Raw genomic sequence first — 19,404 nt, forward strand, 5'->3', positions numbered from 1 at the left:
GTTAAGCACTTTTTGGTATTAGCATTTTCATCGCGTTATTCCATTGAGTAACTACTCATTCCAATTCGTAATTTCATTCGGTCTAAGCCGCCCCCTATAGTCCCTCTATTCCTCGTTGTTAGTGAGTTGTTGCTTGTGGACTATCTGCCCTTATTTGCTGCGATTAAAGAGAAACCGGTGCTGGTTGTTGGCACGGGTGAAATCGCCGATCGCAAAATTGCGTTTCTGCAGCGCGCAGGGGCGCAGGTGCAGGTCGTTGCAGAGGCAGATTTTCACGAGTCACAAATCGATAGCGTCGTGCTGGTGATTGCGGCGACCGAAGATCGTGACCTCAATCGGCGGATCTCCGACGCCGCTCAGGCCCGTTACCGCCTGGTGAACGTGGTGGACGACCAGCCTTTATGCTCGTTTATTTTCCCGTCGATCGTTGACCGCTCGCCGCTGCTGGTGGCGATCTCCTCCGGCGGGACCGCGCCGGTGCTGGCACGCGTGCTGCGGGAAAAAATCGAAGCGCTGCTACCGACCAGCCTCGGGCGGATGGCTGAGAAAGCCAGCTACTGGCGCAACCATCTGAAAACGCGCCTGACCAGCGTGACGGAACGCCGTCGCTTCTGGGAGCGCGTGTTTCGCGGCCGCTTTGCCAGCCTGATGCATGCCGGCAATGAGACAGCGGCGCAGAAAATTCTTGAAGATGAACTGGATAACCCCGGCAGCACCGGCGGGGAGATCATTCTGGTGGGCGCGGGGCCGGGCGATGCCGGGCTTCTGACGCTGCGCGGCCTGCAGGTGCTGCAGGACGCGGACGTGGTGTTCTACGACCATCTGGTCACCGACGGCGTGCGCGAGCTGATCCGTCGCGACGCGGAGCAAATCTGCGTGGGTAAACGGGCAGGCGAGCACTCTGTGCCGCAGCACGACACCAACCAGATGCTGGTTGACGCCGCCAAAGCGGGCAAAACCGTGGTGCGCCTGAAGGGGGGCGATCCGTTTATCTTCGGTCGCGGCGGCGAAGAGCTGCAGGCGGCGGCCGAAGCGGGCATACCGTTCCAGGTGGTGCCCGGCATCACGGCGGCCTCTGCGGTGACGGCTTACGCCGGTATCCCGTTGACCCACCGCGATTACGCCCAGAGCGTCACCTTTGTGACCGGCCACTATAAGGCGGACAGCACGCCGTTTGACTGGTCGCATCTCGCCCAGAGCCGCCAGACGCTGGCGATATACATGGGCACGATGAAGGCGGCGGACATCAGCGAACAGCTTATTCAGCACGGTCGCGAGGCGACGACCCCCGTTGCCGTCATTTCTCGCGGCACGCGCGTCGATCAGCACGTTGCGACGGGCACCCTGGAACATCTTGCAACCCTGGCGAAAGACGCCCCTATGCCCGCCCTGATCGTGGTGGGGGAAGTGGTGCAGCTGCACAGCACGCTCGCCTGGTTTCAGCACACAACCGATACAGAAGGCTTTGGTTCTTCTGTTGTAAATTTGGCTTAAGGAACGGTTATGGACCAAAAACGTCTTACACACCTGCGGCAGCTCGAAGCGGAAAGTATCCATATTATCCGCGAAGTGGCCGCCGAGTTTTCTAACCCGGTGATGATGTACTCCATCGGTAAAGATTCCAGCGTCATGCTGCATCTGGCGCGTAAAGCGTTTTATCCAGGTACGCTGCCGTTCCCGCTGCTGCACGTGGATACCGGCTGGAAATTCCGCGAGATGTACGAGTTCCGCGATCGTACCGCGAAAGCCTACGGCTGCGAGCTGCTGGTGCATAAAAACCCGGAAGGGGTGGCGATGGGCATTAACCCGTTCGTGCACGGCAGCGCCAAACACACCGATATCATGAAAACCGAAGGGCTGAAGCAGGCGCTGAACAAATATGGTTTTGATGCGGCCTTCGGCGGCGCGCGTCGTGACGAAGAGAAATCACGCGCTAAAGAGCGTATCTACTCCTTCCGCGATCGCTTCCACCGCTGGGACCCCAAAAACCAGCGTCCGGAGCTGTGGCACAACTACAACGGCCAGATTAACAAGGGCGAAAGCATCCGCGTCTTCCCGCTCTCCAACTGGACCGAGCTGGATATCTGGCAGTACATCTATCTGGAAAACATCGAAATCGTTCCGCTGTACCTGGCTGCCGAGCGCCCGGTGCTGGAGCGCGACGGCATGCTGATGATGATCGACGACGATCGCATCGACCTGCAGCCGGGCGAAGTGATCAAAAAACAGATGGTCCGTTTCCGCACCCTCGGCTGCTGGCCGCTGACCGGCGCGGTGGAGTCCAGTGCGCAAACGCTGCCGGAGATCATCGAAGAGATGCTGGTGTCGACCACCAGCGAGCGACAGGGGCGCGTGATTGACCGCGACCAGGCAGGCTCCATGGAGCTGAAGAAACGTCAGGGTTATTTCTAAGGAGCCGCCATGAACACCACTATTGCTCAACAAATTGCCAAAGAAGGCGGTGTGGAAGCGTATCTGCATGCGCAACAACACAAAAGCCTGCTGCGTTTTCTGACCTGCGGCAGCGTGGATGACGGGAAAAGTACCCTGATTGGCCGCCTGCTGCACGATACGCGCCAGATTTATGAAGATCAGCTCTCTTCCCTGCATAATGACAGTAAGCGTCACGGTACCCAGGGTGAAAAGCTGGATCTGGCGCTGCTGGTGGATGGCCTGCAGGCGGAGCGCGAGCAGGGCATCACTATCGACGTGGCCTACCGCTATTTCTCTACCGAGAAGCGCAAATTTATTATCGCCGACACCCCGGGGCACGAACAGTACACCCGCAATATGGCGACCGGCGCGTCGACCTGCGACCTGGCGATCCTGCTGATCGACGCGCGTAAAGGCGTGCTGGATCAGACCCGTCGCCACAGCTTTATCTCCACGCTGCTGGGGATCAAACACCTGGTGGTGGCGGTCAACAAGATGGATCTGGTGAACTTCAGCGAAGAGAAGTTCGAGGAGATCCGCCAGAGCTATCTGACCTTTGCTGAACAGCTGCCGGGCAACCTGGATATCCGCTTTGTGCCGCTCTCGGCGCTGGAAGGGGATAACGTCGCCTCCCAGAGCGCGAACATGCCGTGGTACAGCGGCCCGACGCTGCTGGAAGTGCTGGAAACGGTTGAAATCCAGCGCGTGGTCGACACCCAGCCGATGCGCTTCCCGGTGCAGTACGTGAACCGTCCAAACCTCGACTTCCGCGGTTTCTCCGGTACCCTTGCGTCAGGCTCTGTGAAGGTCGGTCAGCGCGTCAAGGTGCTGCCATCCGGCGTGGAATCGACCATCGCCCGCATCGTCACCTTCGACGGTGACCTGCAGGACGCGGGTGCCGGTGAAGCGGTTACGCTGGTGCTGAAAGACGAGATTGATATCAGCCGGGGCGATCTGCTGGTGGATGCCCAGGAAACCCTGGCCGCCGTGCAGGGGGCTTCCGTGGATGTGGTGTGGATGGCGGAGCAACCGCTGACGCCGGGCCAGAGCTACGACATCAAAATTGCCGGCAAGAAGACCCGCGCCCGCGTGGACGGTATTCAGTTCCAGGTGGACATCAACAATCTGACCCAGCGCGAGGTTACCGAGCTGCCGCTGAACGGTATTGGTCTGGTCGATCTGACCTTCGACGAACCGCTGGTGCTGGATCCGTATCAGCAGAACCCGGTGACGGGCGGGCTTATCTTTATCGACAGGCTGACCAACGTTACCGTCGGGGCCGGTATGGTACGCGAACCGATTAAACAGGCTGCCGTGGCCTCTGAATTCAGCGCCTTTGAGCTGGAACTGAATGCGCTGGTGCGTAAACACTTTCCGCACTGGGGCGCGCGCGATCTGCTGGGAGGCAAGTAATGGCCGCCCATGATGAGAACGTCGTCTGGCATCCTCATCCGGTCACCGTCGCCCAGCGCGAACAGCTCCACGGTCACCGTGGGGTTGTGCTGTGGTTTACCGGGCTGTCCGGCTCGGGTAAATCGACGGTGGCGGGCGCGCTGGAAGAGGCATTGCATCAGCAGGGCGTAAGCACGTACCTGCTGGATGGCGACAACGTGCGCCATGGCCTGTGCAGCGATTTAGGGTTCAGCGACGACGACCGCAAAGAGAACATCCGCCGGGTCGGGGAAGTCGCCAGCCTGATGGCCGATGCCGGGCTGGTGGTGCTGACCGCGTTTATCTCTCCGCACCGCGCCGAGCGCCAGATGGTGCGCGAACGCGTCGGTCAGGATCGCTTTATTGAAGTGTTTGTGGATACGCCGCTGGAGGTTTGCGAAGCGCGCGACCCGAAAGGGCTGTACAAAAAAGCGCGTGCCGGGGAGCTGCGCAACTTCACCGGAATTGACGCGGTCTACGAAGCGCCTGAATCGCCTGAAATTCACCTGGAGGGTCAACAATTGGTAACAAATTTAGTAAGCCAATTATTAGACCTGCTCAGACGGGACGATATTATCAGATCCTGAGACGGTATCGTTCGGGAGCTGTCTTCCCGAACGATGAGTCACGGTCACAGGACTAGCTATGCGCAACAGTGAACATTACATTACCACCACCGGGTCGGAGCCGCTTGCGACCGACGACGAAACGACCTGGTCATTTCCTGGGGCCATCATTGGCTTCGTCTCATGGTTGCTGGCGCTGGGTATCCCGTTTCTTATCTACGGCGGAAACACGCTGTTCTTCTTTCTCTACACCTGGCCTTTCTTTCTGGCGCTGATGCCTGTGGCGGTTGTCGTCGGCATTGCGCTGCACTCGCTGCTCAATGGCAAGCTGCTCTACAGTACCGTGGTCACGATTGTGACGGTGGTTCTGATGTTTGGTCTGTTATTTTTGTGGCTCATGGGCTAACTTCAGCCATAATTCAAACCGTAACCAACTGTGTAACGATATTGAGCAGGACGATTCTGCGGAAAAAATGTGGTACATTTGCCCGCGATGTTGCGGCATCTCTGTTACCCCGGCGTAGTGCTCTGGGGAAGTCTTGGGATGATGATGCCGTTTTTCAGGGGGCAGGATGGGTAAACTAACGCTGCTGTTGCTGGCTTTGCTAATCTGGCTGCAATATTCGCTGTGGTTCGGTAAGAACGGACTGCACGACTATAGCCGGGTGAGCGATGACGTCGCGGCTCAGCAGGCAACAAACGCCAAACTTAAGGCGCGAAACGATCAACTCTTCGCTGAAATTGATGACCTCAATGGCGGGCAAGAGGCGATTGAGGAACGCGCACGCAATGAACTCAGTATGACTAAGCCGGGCGAAACCTTTTATCGTCTGGTTCCGGATGCGTCTAAACGCAATCAGGGCTCAGCACAAAACAATCGATAATCAGGCCCAGGATTACGACATGGCAGTAACTTTTTCGGACGTATGCGCCGTGGTGCCGGCCGCAGGTTTTGGCCGGCGCATGCAGACAGAATGTCCCAAGCAATACCTCTCTATTGGCGATAAAACGATCCTCGAGCACGCCGTTGCGGCGCTGCTGGCGCACCCGCGGGTGACGCGGGTGATCATCGCTATCAGCCCGGGCGATGCGCGCTTCGCGCAGCTACCGCTGGCAAATCATCCACAGATTACCGTTGTCGATGGCGGTGCCGAGCGCGCCGATTCCGTGCTGGCAGGCATTCAGGCTGCCGATAACGCGCCGTGGGTGCTGGTGCATGACGCGGCGCGTCCGTGCCTGCATCAGGACGATCTCGCTCGCCTGCTGGCGTTGAGCGAAACCAGCAAAGTGGGTGGCATTCTGGCCGCCCCCGTGCGCGACACCATGAAGCGTGCCGAGCCGGGCAAACGGGCTATCGCCCACACCGTCGATCGCGTCGATCTATGGCACGCGCTGACGCCGCAATTTTTCCCCCGCGAATTACTCCACGACTGCTTAACGCGCGCGCTTAACGAAGGTGCGACCATTACGGACGAAGCCTCTGCGCTGGAGTACTGCGGTTTCCACCCAACGCTTGTTGAAGGACGTGCTGATAATATTAAAGTGACGCGTCCGGAAGATTTACAGCTCGCGGAATTTTATCTTACCCGTTTGACCCATCAGGAGAAGGCATAATGCGAATTGGACACGGTTTTGATGTACACGCCTTTGGCGGCGAAGGCCCAATTATCATTGGCGGCGTGCGCATTCCTTATGAAAAAGGGCTGCTGGCGCATTCTGATGGCGACGTGGCGCTGCATGCGCTGACCGACGCGCTGTTGGGCGCGGCCGCACTGGGTGATATCGGCAAGCTGTTCCCGGACACCGATCCGGCGTTTAAAGGGGCAGACAGCCGTGAACTGCTGCGCGAAGCGTGGCGCCGCATCCAGGCGAAAGGCTACACCCTTGGCAACGTCGACGTGACGATTATCGCCCAGGCCCCGAAAATGCTGCCGCACATTCCGCAGATGCGCGTGTTTATCGCAGAAGATCTGGGCTGCCATATGGACGACGTGAACGTCAAAGCGACGACGACTGAGAAGCTGGGCTTCACCGGTCGTGGCGAAGGGATTGCCTGTGAAGCCGTGGCGCTGCTGGTGAAGGCGAGCAAATGACAGACTTCGACAACCTGACATATCTGCATGGCAAACCGCAGGGGAACGGGGTGCTGAAAGCCAGCCCTGAAGATTTCCTCGTGGTCGAGGATCTGGGCTTTGAGCCGGATGGCGAAGGCGAACATATCCTGGTGCGTATTCTGAAAAATGGCTGCAATACCCGCTTTGTGGCCGACGCGCTGGCAAAATTTCTCAAAATTCATGCCCGCGAGGTGAGCTTTGCCGGGCAGAAAGATAAACACGCCGTCACCGAACAGTGGCTCTGCGCGCGCGTTCCCGGCAATACGATGCCTGATTTAAGCAAATTTGAGCTTGAGGGCTGTAAGGTACTGGAATATGCCCGCCACAAGCGCAAACTGCGTCTGGGCGCGTTGAAAGGCAACGCGTTTACGCTGGTGCTGCGCGAAGTGACTGACCGTGAAGACGTTGAAAAACGTCTGAACGCCATCAGTGACCGCGGCGTACCGAACTACTTTGGCGCGCAGCGCTTCGGCATTGGCGGCAGCAACCTGCAGGGCGCACTGCGCTGGGCGCAAAGCGACGCGCCGGTGCGGGACAGGAATAAACGCAGTTTTTGGTTGTCGGCGGCCCGCGGTGCGTTGTTTAATCAGATTGTGAGCGAAAGGCTGAAAAAACCGGACGCGAATCAAGTTGTTGTTGGCGATGCGCTACAATTAGCGGGACGCGGAAGCTGGTTTGTGGCAACGGCCGAAGAGATGGTCGATGTCCAGTCGCGCGTGGACGCAAAAGGGCTGCTGATCACCGCCGCGTTGCCTGGCACGGGCGACTGGGGAACACAGGGCGACGCCCTGGCTGCCGAGCAGTCAGCCGTGGCGGATGCGCCAGAATTGCAGTCCTTGCTGGTGCGGGAAAAAGTCGACGCGGCACGCCGCGCGATGCTGCTCTATCCGCAGCAGTTAAGCTGGAACTGGTGGGATGACGTGACCGTCGAGTTACGCTTCTGGCTGCCGGCAGGCAGCTTTGCCACCAGTGTTGTCAGGGAACTTATCAACACCTCGGGTGATTATGCGAATATTGCTGAGTAACGATGACGGGATCCACGCGCCAGGCATTCAGACCCTGGCGAAACACCTCCGCGAGTTTGCGGATGTGCAGGTCGTGGCACCCGATCGTAACCGCAGTGGAGCGTCTAACTCGCTGACGCTGGAGTCGTCGCTTCGCACCTTTACCTTTGAAAATGGCGATATTGCCGTACAGATGGGCACGCCAACCGACTGTGTTTTTCTGGGCGTGAACGCGCTGATGCGGCCGCGTCCGGATATAGTCGTCTCCGGCATTAACGCCGGGCCTAACCTCGGCGATGACGTGATTTACTCCGGCACCGTGGCGGCCGCAATGGAAGGACGTCACCTGGGGTTCCCGGCGCTGGCGGTCTCGTTGAACGGCTACACGCACTACGACACCGCCGCCGCGGTGACCTGTTCGATCCTGCGGGCGCTCGGCCGTGAGCCGTTGCGTACCGGACGCATCCTCAACATCAACGTGCCGGATCTTCCTCTTGATGAAATTAAAGGCATCCGCGTCACCCGTTGCGGGAGTCGACATCCTGCCGATCAGGTGATCCCACAGCAGGATCCGCGCGGCAACACGCTTTACTGGATCGGCCCTCCTGGCGATAAGTGCGATGCGGGTCCGGATACCGACTTTGCCGCCGTAGAGGAAGGCTATGTTTCGGTTACCCCGCTGCACGTAGATTTAACCGCGTATAGCGCGCATGATGTGGTGTCGGGCTGGCTGGATCGCGCAGGAGTGAACGCGCAATGGTAAACAAACGTGTACAAACTCTTCTGGAACAACTACGCGCGCAGGGGATCCGCGACGAGCACGTGCTTGAAGCGCTCGCCCTGGTTCCGCGTGAGAAATTTGTAGACGAGGCGTTTGAACACAAAGCGTGGGAAAACGTGGCGCTGCCCATCGGGCAGGGCCAGACGATTTCGCAGCCTTACATGGTGGCTCGCATGACGGAGCTGCTGGAGCTGACGCCCGACTCCCGCGTGCTGGAGATTGGCACTGGATCGGGGTATCAGACCGCGATCCTGGCGCATCTGGTGCATCATGTTTGCTCCGTTGAGCGGATTAAAGGTTTACAGTGGCAGGCGCGTCGTCGCCTGAAACAACTTGATTTACATAATGTTTCGACACGACACGGTGATGGATGGCAGGGTTGGAAAGCTCGCGCCCCGTTTGACGCTATCATCGTGACGGCGGCCCCGCCTGAAATTCCAGCAGCCCTGTTGTCGCAGCTGGATGAGGGGGGCATTCTGGTTCTGCCGGTCGGGGACGAGCAGCAGCTGTTGAAGCGCGTTCGTCGGCGCGGCGGCGAGTTTATTATCGATACCGTGGAAGCCGTGCGCTTTGTGCCTCTGGTGAAGGGGGAGTTGGCCTGAGACTCGGAATTATCCAGGGTTATTAAGGCAAATTCAGCGTATGGTGTGGCGCGAAAGATTCGTGCCATCACGGTAAATTTTAAGTCACTGGTAGTTAACACATTCCTGGGGGATAAATGAGCGCGGGAAGCCCTAAATTCACCATCAGCCGTGTTGCGGCATTATCACTGGTTTCGCTCTGGCTGGCAGGCTGTACAAGTTCTAACAACGCGCCTGCGCCCGTCAGTTCCGTCGGCGGAAACAGCGGCTCCGGTAACACGTCCAGCGGAATGTTAATCACGCCGCCACCTAAAATGGGGACGGCTACACCGCAGCAAACGCCACAAATTCAGCCTGTGCAACATCCTGTTACACAGCCAATGCAGGTTCAGCCAGTTGAACAACCTGTTCAGACCCAAAATGGCCGCATAGTCTATAACCGCCAGTATGGGAACATTCCGAAAGGTAGCTACACCGGTGGCAGCACCTATACCGTGAAACGCGGTGATACGCTGTTCTACATTGCGTGGATCACCGGGAACGATTTCCGTGACCTCGCGCAGCGCAACAACGTCCAGGCCCCATATGGTCTGGAAGTCGGGCAAACGCTCCAGGTGGGCAACGCGACGGGTACGCCGCTTACGCCTGGCAACACGGTTTCAGCGGCCGATGTGACGGCTCAAAATAACAGCGTTAAGCCTGCACAAAAATCCACCACGGTGGTTGCTTCACAACCTGTAATTACGTATTCTGAGGATTCAGGTGATCAGACTGCTAACAAAATGTTGCCGAATAATAAAGGGACTGCGACTGCTGTCACAGCACCGGTTACGGCACCTGTGGTTAGCTCTACTGAACCGACTGCCAGCAGTATGACCTCCAGTTCGCCGATTTCTGCATGGCGCTGGCCGACTGACGGCAAGGTTATCGAAAACTTCTCTTCCTCCGAAGGGGGAAATAAAGGGATCGATATCGCAGGGAGTAAAGGACAGGCTATCATCGCGACCGCAGATGGACGCGTTGTGTATGCCGGTAACGCTCTGCGCGGTTACGGTAATCTTATTATCATCAAACATAACGATGATTACCTGAGTGCCTACGCCCATAACGACACAATGCTGGTCCGGGAACAACAAGAAGTTAAGGCGGGGCAAAAAATCGCTACCATGGGTAGCACCGGAACCAGTTCTACACGCTTGCATTTTGAAATTCGTTACAAGGGGAAATCCGTAAACCCGCTGCAGTATTTGCCGCAGCGATAATTTGACGGGGCATGCCAGCCAGGGTGTCTCGTTCAGGGATCACGGGTAGGAGCCACCTTATGAGTCAGAATACGCTGAAAGTTCATGATTTAAATGAAGACGCGGAATTTGATGAGAACGGAGTAGAGGCTTTTGACGAAAAAGCCTTAGTAGAAGAGGAACCCAGTGATAACGATTTGGCTGAAGAAGAGCTGTTATCGCAGGGTGCCACACAGCGTGTACTGGACGCGACTCAGCTTTACCTTGGGGAGATTGGTTACTCCCCACTGCTAACGGCCGAAGAAGAAGTCTATTTCGCACGTCGTGCTTTGCGTGGTGATGTCGCCTCGCGTCGTCGCATGATTGAAAGTAACCTGCGACTGGTCGTGAAAATTGCCCGCCGTTACGGCAATCGTGGTCTGGCTCTGCTGGATCTGATTGAAGAGGGCAACTTAGGTCTCATCCGCGCAGTTGAGAAGTTTGACCCGGAACGCGGGTTCCGTTTCTCAACCTACGCGACCTGGTGGATTCGTCAGACCATCGAACGGGCTATTATGAACCAGACCCGTACGATCCGCCTGCCGATCCACATCGTTAAAGAGTTGAACGTCTATCTGCGCACCGCACGCGAGTTGTCCCATAAGCTGGACCACGAGCCAAGCGCAGAAGAAATTGCCGAACAACTCGATAAACCGGTTGATGACGTAAGCCGTATGCTGCGTCTCAACGAGCGCATTACCTCCGTTGACACCCCGCTGGGTGGCGACTCCGAAAAAGCGCTGCTGGACATCCTGGCCGATGAAAAAGATAACGGTCCGGAAGACACCACGCAGGACGATGACATGAAACAGAGCATCGTCAAATGGCTGTTCGAACTGAACGCCAAACAGCGTGAAGTGCTGGCACGTCGTTTCGGTTTACTGGGGTATGAAGCTGCGACACTGGAAGACGTCGGCCGTGAAATTGGCCTGACCCGTGAACGTGTTCGTCAGATTCAGGTTGAAGGTCTGCGCCGCCTGCGTGAAATCCTGCAGGGGCAAGGTCTGAATATCGAAGCGCTGTTCCGCGAATAAGCAACCTTTCGTCAAAAAAGGCCCGTCGTGAGACGGGCCTTTTTCTTTTGTGTTACGGCTGTGCCGCCGTTTCGTGCAGCAGACGCCACGTTATTTTGTCGCCTTCCTGACTGAGCACCGCGGTCGACCAGCGCACGTTGACGGGCAGGTCTGGCCGGGTTTGCGTCTCCCGGTAGTGAAGCACTGCACCCCGTTCGCCGCTCTGGACCGTGGTTAATTCGTCAATAACGATTTTCAGCCCGGGACGGCTTCCGCGCTGTTTTTCCAGAAAACTGGCCAGGCCGCGATAGTCGATCTGCACACCGCCCGGCGGGATCATCAGAAAATCGGGACGGAAACGGGCGAGCAGGGCGTCGGGATCACCTTCACCTTTGCCTAACCAGTCTTCAAGCGCAATGTGGAGGTCGATAATGTCGTGTTCGAAAGGCGTCATGAATTCTCCTGTCGCAGCGGGTTTAGCACCTGCGTATTGTTAAGACGAAAAACGTACAGTACAGGCAGCAAGGTCATGCCTGCAGCAAAAATAAACATCCCGTGCCAGGCGGCGTGAGGTGTCAGCCACGCCTGCGCCAGGTTCAGCACCTGCGCAAGCAGCAGGGCACCGGCAAAAAAGCTCAGCTGACGATTGAGATTCCACAGCGCGCTGGCATCCGGCATCTCGTCCCGGCGCATTGTCAGAAACGCGCTGCTCTGAGCCGTACTGCTGCACAGGCTTCCTCCCGCGCCCATCAGGGTAAACGCGACGGCAGGCAACAGCATTGACGAGCTGACGTCAATCAAAAGCAGAATACCCACCGCCTGCAACAGGCAGCCGATGACGATCAGCGGCCGGGGGCCGATACGGTTAAAATAACGTCCCGTCGCCGTGATGGCGAGAAACGATGCCACAGACCACGGCAGCATGAGCATTCCCGTTGCGGCTGGGCTCATGTTCGCCTCGTGCTGAAGATAAAACATGCCCGTGACGTTCACCCCAATAAATATGCCGGGGACGCATAAATAGACAAGCATGGAAAAACGCAAAAGCGGGTCCGCGAGCAAGGTCAGGTTTAGCAGTCTGGCCGCGTTCATCGTGGGTTTTTCGTGCTTAAGCCACAGACAGGCCAGAACAAAGGTCACAATAGCCACCGGGAGCGTGGCGAAAAAGATCCATCGCCAGCCCAGCGTCTGCACCAGCACGCCGCCGACAGCCGGGGAGCAGGCCGGGGCAAGCAACGCAACCAGCATCACCGCTGAGGAGAGTCGGGCCCGCTCGTGCGGCCTGAACTGTTGCCAGGTCAGCGCCTGTCCGACCGGGATCAGTAAGCCTCCTCCTACGCCCTGAAGCACTCGCCAGGCGATCAGACTCTCAAGCGTTGCCGACGTGCCTGCCGCAGCAGAGGCGGCACTGAACAGAAAAAGCGAAAACAGGATGACGCGCTTTGGCCCGATGCGGCGCGTGAGCACGCTGCTGAACGGGATCACCAGCGTCAGACCGGCAATATACCCGTTACTGACCCAGGCAAGCGCAGAAGGCGTGGCAGTAAAGGCGTGAGCCATTGCCGGAAAGGCGACGCTGGCAATAAACATGTTGATCAAATCAAGAAAAAAGCCCAGCAGATAGACAACGGCAATTTTGCTGCGATACGTCATGGTGGATCCTCCGGTGAGGTGGCGTATCGTATCGGCTCGGGAATCACGGATAAACCTGACAAAGCGCGATATACTGTCAAAAATATTTTGACAGTATCGGGCGTGACGATGATTAACCTACAGCGGACGCAGATGTTTATCGCAGTGGCCGACACCGGCAGTTTTACGGCGGCTGCCGAGTCGATGGGGCTGACAAAAGCGGTCGTCAGCTTCAATATTCGCCAGCTTGAAGATGAGCTGGGCGTTACGCTGCTGCTGCGCTCTACCCGCCGCCTGACGTTAACCGAGGCGGGCGCGCTGTTTCATCAGCGCAGCGTGGCGCTTCTGAAGGACGCCGAACGGCTGCAGGAAGATGTCCGCGCGAACCATGCGGGGCTCACCGGCGAACTGCGGATCACGACCACGCCGGAATATGGCGCCCGGGTCGTGGTGCCGCTGCTGGCCAGATTTAGCCACCAACACCCGGATCTTCGCGTACGACATGCTTCGTCGTCACTGCATGCTGACCTTATCTCGGAGCGCTTTGACGTGGCCATCCGGCTGGGGACGCTTGTCGATTCACGCAACCACGCCGCACTGATTTCTCACTTTTCTATTCTCCCCGTCGCAACGCCCGAGTGGCTTGTGAGAAACCCGATCGACTCGCTTGCGCAGCTGGCGCAAGCCGAGTGGATCATCCACGAGCGATTAGCATCGCCGCTGCGCTGGCAGGTGAAAGATGCCCGCGGTGTGCCTGACATGCTGGAGATAAAAAAAGCGCCGCGTTTGTTTGCCGACAGCGCTCAGTCGCTAATGGCTTTTGCGCTCGCAGGCGGTGGCGTGGCGTTACTGCCGGAATGGCTGGTGCGCGATGCGCTTGATGCGGGAACGCTGGTGAAGGTTTTACCGGGGTATACTTTTGCGCGGCAGGGCATCTATGCGGTCTATCCTGATGCCCGGCATGTGTCAGCGAAAGTGCGCACCTTTATCGATTTTATGCGCACCAGCGTGAATTAATCGTGCATCATCTTTTTGATGAGAGCCGAGAACTGCTCCCGCTCGGCCTTGTTTAGACGGCCTAAAAAGGCCTCATCAACCTCATTGCCTACCGGCTTACAGTCTGCAAGCAGGGCCTCACCTTCTGGCGTGAGGAAGACAAAGCGACGGCGCTTATCCGCAGGGTCGTGCTCGCGTTTGACCAGCCCGCGTGCCTCCATGCGGCTGAGCATTTCCGCCAGGGTCGCTTTCGTGCTGACCGCGACTTCAGTTAATGCCACTTGTTCGATGCCTGGATGCTCGGCAATGGAGCGCATCACCGCATACTGCGGCTTGGTCAGCTCCGGTAATGCATGTTGCCACTGGGCAGTATGCTGTTGAAAAAGCTGACGTAACAGGTGGAACGCCTCTTGTCTTAGTTCCATGAACACTCCGACGGAAAAAATCTCCCTCTATGATAGCCGCTCTTGCTCTGGATTTTAACGCGGCATTTTTTAGCAATTCGTGTGATCGTATGCGAACAATCTTGTCAGGAAATCGATCCGGGAGTAGTTTACTCACAATGTTCGTGTACGAACAAATTGATTGAGGTGCTGAATGAGATTAATCGTGGGAATGACGGGAGCAACGGGTGCTCCGCTGGGCGTGGCGCTGCTGCAGGCGCTGCGGGAAATGCCGGAAGTAGAGACGCATCTGGTGATGTCGAAGTGGGCAAAAACCACCATTGAACTGGAAACCCCTTACACCGCGCAGGACGTTGCTGCGCTGGCTGACGTCGTCCACAGCCCGGCTGACCAGGCCGCCACTATCTCCTCCGGTTCATTTCGTACCGACGGCATGATCGTCATTCCCTGCAGCATGAAAACGCTGGCCGGGATCCGCGCGGGCTATGCCGAAGGGCTGGTAGGCCGTGCGGCGGATGTGGTGCTGAAAGAGGGGCGCAAGCTGGTGCTGGTGCCCCGTGAAACGCCGCTCAGCACCATTCATCTGGAGAATATGCTGGCGCTCTCCAGCATGGGTGTGGCGATGGTGCCGCCCATGCCTGCGTATTACAACCACCCGCAAACCGCCGATGACATTACCCAGCATATTGTGACCCGCGTGCTTGACCAGTTTGGTCTGGAGCATAAAAAGGCGCGCCGCTGGAACGGGTTGCGGGAGGCGAAACATTTTTCACAGGAGAATAAAGATGGCATTTGATGATTTGAGAAGCTTCCTGCAGGCGCTCGATGAGCAAGGGCAACTGCTGAAAATTGAGGAAGAGGTAAACGCCGAGCCGGATCTGGCGGCGGCAGCCAACGCGACCGGCCGCATCGGTGACGGCGCGCCCGCGCTGTGGTTCGACAACATTCGCGGGTTTACCGATGCCCGCGTGGTGATGAACACCATCGGCTCCTGGCAGAACCATGCCATCTCGATGGGGCTGCCTGCGAACACGCCAGTGAAAAAGCAGATCGACGAGTTTATTCGCCGCTGGGATAAATTCCCGATTGCGCCAGAGCGCCGCGCCAATCCGGCCTGGGCGCAGAATACGGTGGACGGTGAAGACATTAACCTGTTCGATATTCTGCCGCTGTTCCGTCTGAACGACGGCGACGGGGGGTTCTATCTCGATAAAGCGTGCGTCGTCTCGCGCGATCCGCTCGACCCGGATAACTTCGGCAAGCAGAACGTCGGCATCTATCGCATGGAAGTGAAGGGCAAGCGCAAGCTCGGCCTGCAGCCGGTACCGATGCACGATATCGCTCTGCATCTGCACAAAGCCGAAGAGCGCGGCGAAGACCTGCCGATTGCCATTACCCTCGGCAACGATCCGATCATTACCCTAATGGGCGCGACGCCGCTGAAATACGATCAGTCAGAGTATGAAATGGCCGGCGCGCTGCGTGAAAGCCCATATCCGATTGCCACCGCGCCGCTGACCGGCTTCGACGTGCCGTGGGGTTCTGAAGTGATCCTGGAAGGGGTGATTGAAGGCCGTAAGCGCGAAATTGAAGGGCCGTTCGGCGAGTTTACCGGGCACTACTCCGGTGGCCGTAACATGACGGTTGTGCGTATCGACAAAGTTTCTTACCGCACCAAACCGATTTTCGAATCCCTTTATCTCGGTATGCCGTGGACCGAGATTGATTATCTGATGGGGCCAGCCACCTGCGTGCCGCTCTACCAGCAGCTGAAAGCGGAGTTCCCGGAAGTGCAGGCGGTGAACGCGATGTACACCCACGGCCTGCTGGCGATTATCTCCACCAAAAAGCGTTACGGCGGTTTTGCCCGCGCGGTCGGCTTGCGTGCCATGACCACGCCGCACGGCCTGGGCTACGTGAAGATGGTGATCATGGTGGATGAGGATGTCGACCCGTTCAACCTCCCGCAGGTGATGTGGGCGCTGTCATCGAAGGTCAATCCGGCTGGCGATCTGGTGCAGTTGCCGAACATGTCGGTGCTGGAACTGGATCCTGGATCCAGCCCGGCGGGCATTACCGACAAGCTGATTATCGATGCCACCACGCCGGTTGCACCGGACACCCGAGGCCACTACAGCCAGCCGGTACAGGATCTGCCTGAAACCAAAGCCTGGGCCGAAAAACTGACCGCGATGCTGGCAGCACGCCAATAAGGAGGAAAAGATGATTTGTCCACGTTGTGCCGATGAGCATATTGAAGTGATGGCGACGTCACCGGTGAAAGGGGTCTGGACCGTTTATCAGTGCCAGCATTGTCTGTATACCTGGCGCGATACCGAACCGTTGCGTCGTACCAGCCGCGAACATTACCCGGAAGCGTTCCGCATGACGCAGAAGGATATCGATGAGGCGCCGCAGGTGCCGACAATCCCGCCGCTACTGTAAAAAAAGCCCGGTGGCGCTGCGCTTACCGGGTGATAACATCGTGCGGTCTTTTTTGCCGGGTGGCGGCTTCGCCTTACCCGGCCTACAAAAACCGTTGGCCCGGTAAGCGCAGCGCCACCGGGCAAAGATCGCAGAAAACTAAACCAGACTCTTCAAACGATAAATCCACTCCAGCGCCTGACGCGGCGTCAGTGAATCCGGATCGAGGTTTTCCAGCGCTTCCACGGCAGGCGATGTCTCTTCCGCCGGTACCAGCAGCGACATCTGCGTACCGTCAATCTGCGTCGCCGCCGCATTCGGTGACAGGCTTTCCAGTTCACGCAGTTTCTGACGCGCGCGCTTGATCACCTCTTTCGGTACACCAGCCAGCGCCGCAACGGCCAGACCATAGCTCTTGCTTGCCGCGCCATCCTGCACCGTGTGCATGAAGGCGATGGTGTCGCCGTGCTCCAGCGCATCAAGGTGGACGTTGGCCACCCCTTCCATTTTATCCGGCAGCTGCGTCAGCTCGAAGTAGTGGGTGGCGAACAGCGTCATGGCCTTGATTTTATTCGCGAGGCTTTCCGCGCAGGCCCATGCCAGCGACAAACCGTCATAGGTTGACGTTCCGCGTCCGACTTCGTCCATCAGCACCAGGCTGTGCTCCGTCGCGTTATGCAGAATGTTAGCCGTTTCAGTCATTTCGACCATGAAGGTTGAGCGACCGCTCGCCAGATCGTCCGCAGCTCCAACACGGGTAAAGATACGGTCGATGGGGCCAATCTCCACGTTTTGCGCCGGAACGTAGCTGCCGATATAGGCAAGCAGGGCAATCAGCGCCGTCTGACGCATATAGGTACTCTTACCGCCCATGTTCGGACCGGTAATGATCAACATTCTTCGCTGCGGCGACAGGCTCAGCGGGTTGGCGATGAACGGTTCGTTTAGCACCTGCTCGACCACCGGATGACGGCCTTCGGTAATACGAATGCCCGGCTTGTCGGTAAAGGTCGGGCAGGTGTAGTTCAGCGTTTCCGCGCGCTCTGCCAGGTTCACCAGCACGTCCAGTTCCGCCAGCGCGCTGGCGCTCAGCTGCAGGTCGGCCAGGTGCGGCATCAGCATGTCGAACAGCTCTTCATAGAGCTGTTTTTCCAGCGCCAGCGCTTTCCCTTTCGAGGTGAGGACTTTGTCTTCATACTCTTTCAGCTCGGGAATGATATAGCGTTCAGCGTTTTTCAACGTCTGGCGGCGCACGTAGTGAATCGGTGCCAGGTGGCTCTGCCCGCGGCTGATTTGAATGTAGTAACCATGAACCGCGTTATAACCCACTTTCAGGGTGTCGAGCCCAAGACGCTCGCGCTCGCGGATCTCCAGCTTATCAAGGTAGTCCGTCGCACCGTCGGCCAGCGCGCGCCATTCGTCCAGCTCCTCGTTGTAGCCCGGGGCAATCACGCCGCCATCACGCACGAGAACCGGAGGCGCATCAATAATGGCGCGTTCAAGCAGCTCGCGGAGTTCGGTAAATTCACCCATGGTTTCGCGGAGTTTCTGTACCGGCGCGCTGTCAACGTCGCTCAGCTGCGCGCGCAGTTCCGGTAACTGCTGGAAAGCATGACGCATCCGCGCGAGGTCGCGCGGTCGCGCCGTGCGCAGCGCCAGACGGGCCAGGATACGTTCCAGATCCCCCACCTGACGCAGGACAGGCTGCAGCTCGGTATACCGATCCTGCAGGGCGGCAATCGTCTGCTGACGGCAAACCAGCGTTGCGGTATCGCGAATCGGCATATGCAGCCAGCGTTTCAGCATACGGCTGCCCATTGGCGTGACCGTACTGTCCAGGACCGACGCAAGCGTATTTTCTACACCGCCCGCCAGGTTCTGCGTGATCTCCAGGTTACGGCGCGTGGCGGCATCCATGATGATGCTGTCCTGCTGGCGCTCCATGGTGATAGAGCGAATGTGCGGTAGGGCAGTGCGCTGGGTATCTTTCACGTACTGCAGGAGGCAACCTGCCGCGCACAGACCGCGCGGGGCATTTTCAACACCAAAGCCAATCAGATCGCGGGTGCCAAACTGCAGATTCAGCTGCTGGCGCGCGGTATCAATTTCGAATTCCCACAGCGGACGGCGGCGCAACCCGCGACGACCTTCAATCAGCGCCATTTCGGCGAAATCTTCGGCGTAGAGCAATTCTGCCGGGTTGGTGCGCTGCAGTTCGGCTGCCATCGTTTCACGATCGGCCGGTTCACTCAGACGAAAACGCCCGGAGCTGATGTCCAGCGTTGCGTAGCCAAACCCTTTGCCGTCCTGCCAGAGCGCGGCCAGCAGGTTATCCTGGCGCTCCTGAAGCAGGGCTTCATCACTGATGGTGCCCGGCGTGACGATGCGCACGACTTTGCGTTCCACCGGACCTTTTGAGGTCGCGGGGTCGCCGATCTGTTCGCAGATGGCGACAGATTCACCCTGATTCACCAGTTTCGCCAGGTAGTTTTCTACCGCATGGTGCGGAATGCCTGCCATCGGGATGGGCTCACCTGCCGATGCGCCACGTTTAGTCAGCGAGATGTCGAGCAGCTGCGATGCACGCTTAGCATCGTCATAAAACAGCTCGTAAAAATCGCCCATACGGTAAAACAGCAGGATTTCCGGATGCTGTGCCTTCAGCTTCAGATACTGCTGCATCATAGGAGTGTGGTCTGATAGATCCTTGCTTGCAGACTCTTTCATATTGATTTTACTCATTTT

At 57.9% G+C, this 19,404-nt stretch carries 21 protein-coding genes; 17 read left to right on the forward strand and 4 right to left on the reverse strand.

The features are described from left to right. Positions 1–144 precede the first annotated feature (144 nt). From cysG to rpoS, 13 genes are all read left to right on the forward strand, one after another. Positions 145–1,494, forward strand: a complete 1,350-nt coding sequence (cysG, locus tag BFG58_RS14780) for a siroheme synthase CysG (RefSeq protein ID WP_162270769.1) — start codon at positions 145–147, stop codon at positions 1,492–1,494. 9 nt (positions 1,495–1,503) lie between these two features. Beyond that, positions 1,504–2,412: a sulfate adenylyltransferase subunit CysD gene (gene cysD, locus BFG58_RS14785; protein WP_006811770.1), complete on the forward strand. Its 909-nt coding sequence runs from the start codon at positions 1,504–1,506 to the stop codon at positions 2,410–2,412. A gap of 9 nt (positions 2,413–2,421) precedes the next feature. Further along, positions 2,422–3,846 (forward strand): sulfate adenylyltransferase subunit CysN, encoded by a 1,425-nt coding sequence (gene cysN, locus BFG58_RS14790; RefSeq protein WP_032653189.1) that lies wholly within the window; start codon positions 2,422–2,424, stop codon positions 3,844–3,846. Further along, positions 3,846–4,451 carry an adenylyl-sulfate kinase gene (gene cysC / locus BFG58_RS14795; RefSeq protein WP_021241908.1) on the forward strand — a complete coding sequence of 202 codons (606 nt, stop codon included), beginning with the start codon at positions 3,846–3,848 and terminating at the stop codon, positions 4,449–4,451. The genes cysN and cysC overlap by 1 nt, the downstream gene beginning before the upstream one ends. 58 nt (positions 4,452–4,509) lie before the next feature. Next, positions 4,510–4,836, forward strand: a complete 327-nt coding sequence (locus tag BFG58_RS14800) for a DUF3561 family protein (RefSeq protein WP_008499610.1) — start codon at positions 4,510–4,512, stop codon at positions 4,834–4,836. A gap of 166 nt (positions 4,837–5,002) precedes the next feature. Next, the gene (gene ftsB, locus BFG58_RS14805) at positions 5,003–5,314 is read left to right on the forward strand and encodes a cell division protein FtsB (protein ID WP_008499609.1); all 312 of its coding nucleotides are present in this window, start codon (positions 5,003–5,005) and stop codon (positions 5,312–5,314) included. Between the two features lie 19 nt (positions 5,315–5,333). Then, a complete protein-coding gene (gene ispD, locus BFG58_RS14810; RefSeq protein ID WP_045908487.1) occupies positions 5,334–6,044 on the forward strand; it encodes a 2-C-methyl-D-erythritol 4-phosphate cytidylyltransferase in 711 nt (236 codons plus the stop codon). Continuing rightward, positions 6,044–6,523 carry a 2-C-methyl-D-erythritol 2,4-cyclodiphosphate synthase gene (gene ispF / locus BFG58_RS14815; protein ID WP_008499607.1) on the forward strand — a complete coding sequence of 160 codons (480 nt, stop codon included), beginning with the start codon at positions 6,044–6,046 and terminating at the stop codon, positions 6,521–6,523. The genes ispD and ispF overlap by 1 nt, the downstream gene beginning before the upstream one ends. Then, on the forward strand, positions 6,520–7,569 hold the full coding sequence (gene truD, locus BFG58_RS14820) for a tRNA pseudouridine(13) synthase TruD (protein ID WP_069720027.1): 1,050 nt from the start codon (positions 6,520–6,522) through the stop codon (positions 7,567–7,569). The genes ispF and truD overlap by 4 nt, the downstream gene beginning before the upstream one ends. Next, positions 7,550–8,311 carry a 5'/3'-nucleotidase SurE gene (surE, locus tag BFG58_RS14825; RefSeq protein WP_021241911.1) on the forward strand — a complete coding sequence of 254 codons (762 nt, stop codon included), beginning with the start codon at positions 7,550–7,552 and terminating at the stop codon, positions 8,309–8,311. Before truD ends, surE begins: the two co-directional genes overlap by 20 nt. Next, complete coding sequence (locus BFG58_RS14830) at positions 8,305–8,931, forward strand: protein-L-isoaspartate(D-aspartate) O-methyltransferase (RefSeq protein WP_008499604.1); 627 nt, start codon at positions 8,305–8,307, stop codon at positions 8,929–8,931. The genes surE and BFG58_RS14830 overlap by 7 nt, the downstream gene beginning before the upstream one ends. Before the next feature lie 116 nt (positions 8,932–9,047). Next, complete coding sequence (nlpD, locus tag BFG58_RS14835; RefSeq protein WP_069720028.1) at positions 9,048–10,172, forward strand: murein hydrolase activator NlpD; 1,125 nt, start codon at positions 9,048–9,050, stop codon at positions 10,170–10,172. 59 nt (positions 10,173–10,231) lie between these two features. Then, the gene (gene rpoS, locus BFG58_RS14840; RefSeq protein WP_008499600.1) at positions 10,232–11,224 is read left to right on the forward strand and encodes an RNA polymerase sigma factor RpoS; all 993 of its coding nucleotides are present in this window, start codon (positions 10,232–10,234) and stop codon (positions 11,222–11,224) included. Positions 11,225–11,276: 52 nt separating this feature from the next. Here rpoS and BFG58_RS14845 read toward each other — a convergent pair whose 3' ends face one another. Together BFG58_RS14845 and BFG58_RS14850 are read right to left on the reverse strand one after the other, a co-directional pair. Next, complete coding sequence (locus BFG58_RS14845) at positions 11,277–11,657, reverse strand: DUF4440 domain-containing protein (protein ID WP_063622361.1); 381 nt, start codon at positions 11,655–11,657, stop codon at positions 11,277–11,279. Next, positions 11,654–12,856 (reverse strand): MFS transporter, encoded by a 1,203-nt coding sequence (locus BFG58_RS14850; RefSeq protein ID WP_069720029.1) that lies wholly within the window; start codon positions 12,854–12,856, stop codon positions 11,654–11,656. Before BFG58_RS14850 ends, BFG58_RS14845 begins: the two co-directional genes overlap by 4 nt. Before the next feature lie 108 nt (positions 12,857–12,964). On the opposite strand from BFG58_RS14850, the gene BFG58_RS14855 reads away from it, so the two are divergent. Next, complete coding sequence (locus tag BFG58_RS14855; protein WP_069720030.1) at positions 12,965–13,852, forward strand: LysR family transcriptional regulator; 888 nt, start codon at positions 12,965–12,967, stop codon at positions 13,850–13,852. Here BFG58_RS14855 and BFG58_RS14860 read toward each other — a convergent pair. Continuing rightward, positions 13,849–14,256, reverse strand: a complete 408-nt coding sequence (locus BFG58_RS14860; protein ID WP_023294441.1) for a MarR family winged helix-turn-helix transcriptional regulator — start codon at positions 14,254–14,256, stop codon at positions 13,849–13,851. The genes BFG58_RS14855 and BFG58_RS14860 overlap by 4 nt on opposite strands. 172 nt (positions 14,257–14,428) lie before the next feature. Between BFG58_RS14860 and BFG58_RS14865 the strand changes: the two genes are divergently transcribed. The 3 genes from BFG58_RS14865 to BFG58_RS14875 are packed head-to-tail and all read left to right on the forward strand — an operon-like array spanning position 14,429 to position 16,680. Continuing rightward, positions 14,429–15,031 (forward strand): non-oxidative hydroxyarylic acid decarboxylases subunit B, encoded by a 603-nt coding sequence (locus tag BFG58_RS14865; protein WP_069720031.1) that lies wholly within the window; start codon positions 14,429–14,431, stop codon positions 15,029–15,031. Next, the gene (locus tag BFG58_RS14870) at positions 15,021–16,448 is read left to right on the forward strand and encodes a non-oxidative hydroxyarylic acid decarboxylases subunit C (protein ID WP_008499594.1); all 1,428 of its coding nucleotides are present in this window, start codon (positions 15,021–15,023) and stop codon (positions 16,446–16,448) included. The genes BFG58_RS14865 and BFG58_RS14870 overlap by 11 nt, the downstream gene beginning before the upstream one ends. Before the next feature lie 10 nt (positions 16,449–16,458). Next, positions 16,459–16,680: a non-oxidative hydroxyarylic acid decarboxylases subunit D gene (locus BFG58_RS14875; protein WP_003862116.1), complete on the forward strand. Its 222-nt coding sequence runs from the start codon at positions 16,459–16,461 to the stop codon at positions 16,678–16,680. 138 nt (positions 16,681–16,818) lie between these two features. Here BFG58_RS14875 and mutS read toward each other — a convergent pair whose 3' ends face one another. Further along, positions 16,819–19,386 carry a DNA mismatch repair protein MutS gene (gene mutS / locus BFG58_RS14880; RefSeq protein WP_069720045.1) on the reverse strand — a complete coding sequence of 856 codons (2,568 nt, stop codon included), beginning with the start codon at positions 19,384–19,386 and terminating at the stop codon, positions 16,819–16,821. Positions 19,387–19,404: the final 18 nt, after the last annotated feature.

Source organism: Enterobacter sp. ku-bf2, assembly GCF_001742765.1.
Lineage (GTDB): Bacteria > Pseudomonadota > Gammaproteobacteria > Enterobacterales > Enterobacteriaceae > Enterobacter > Enterobacter quasiroggenkampii.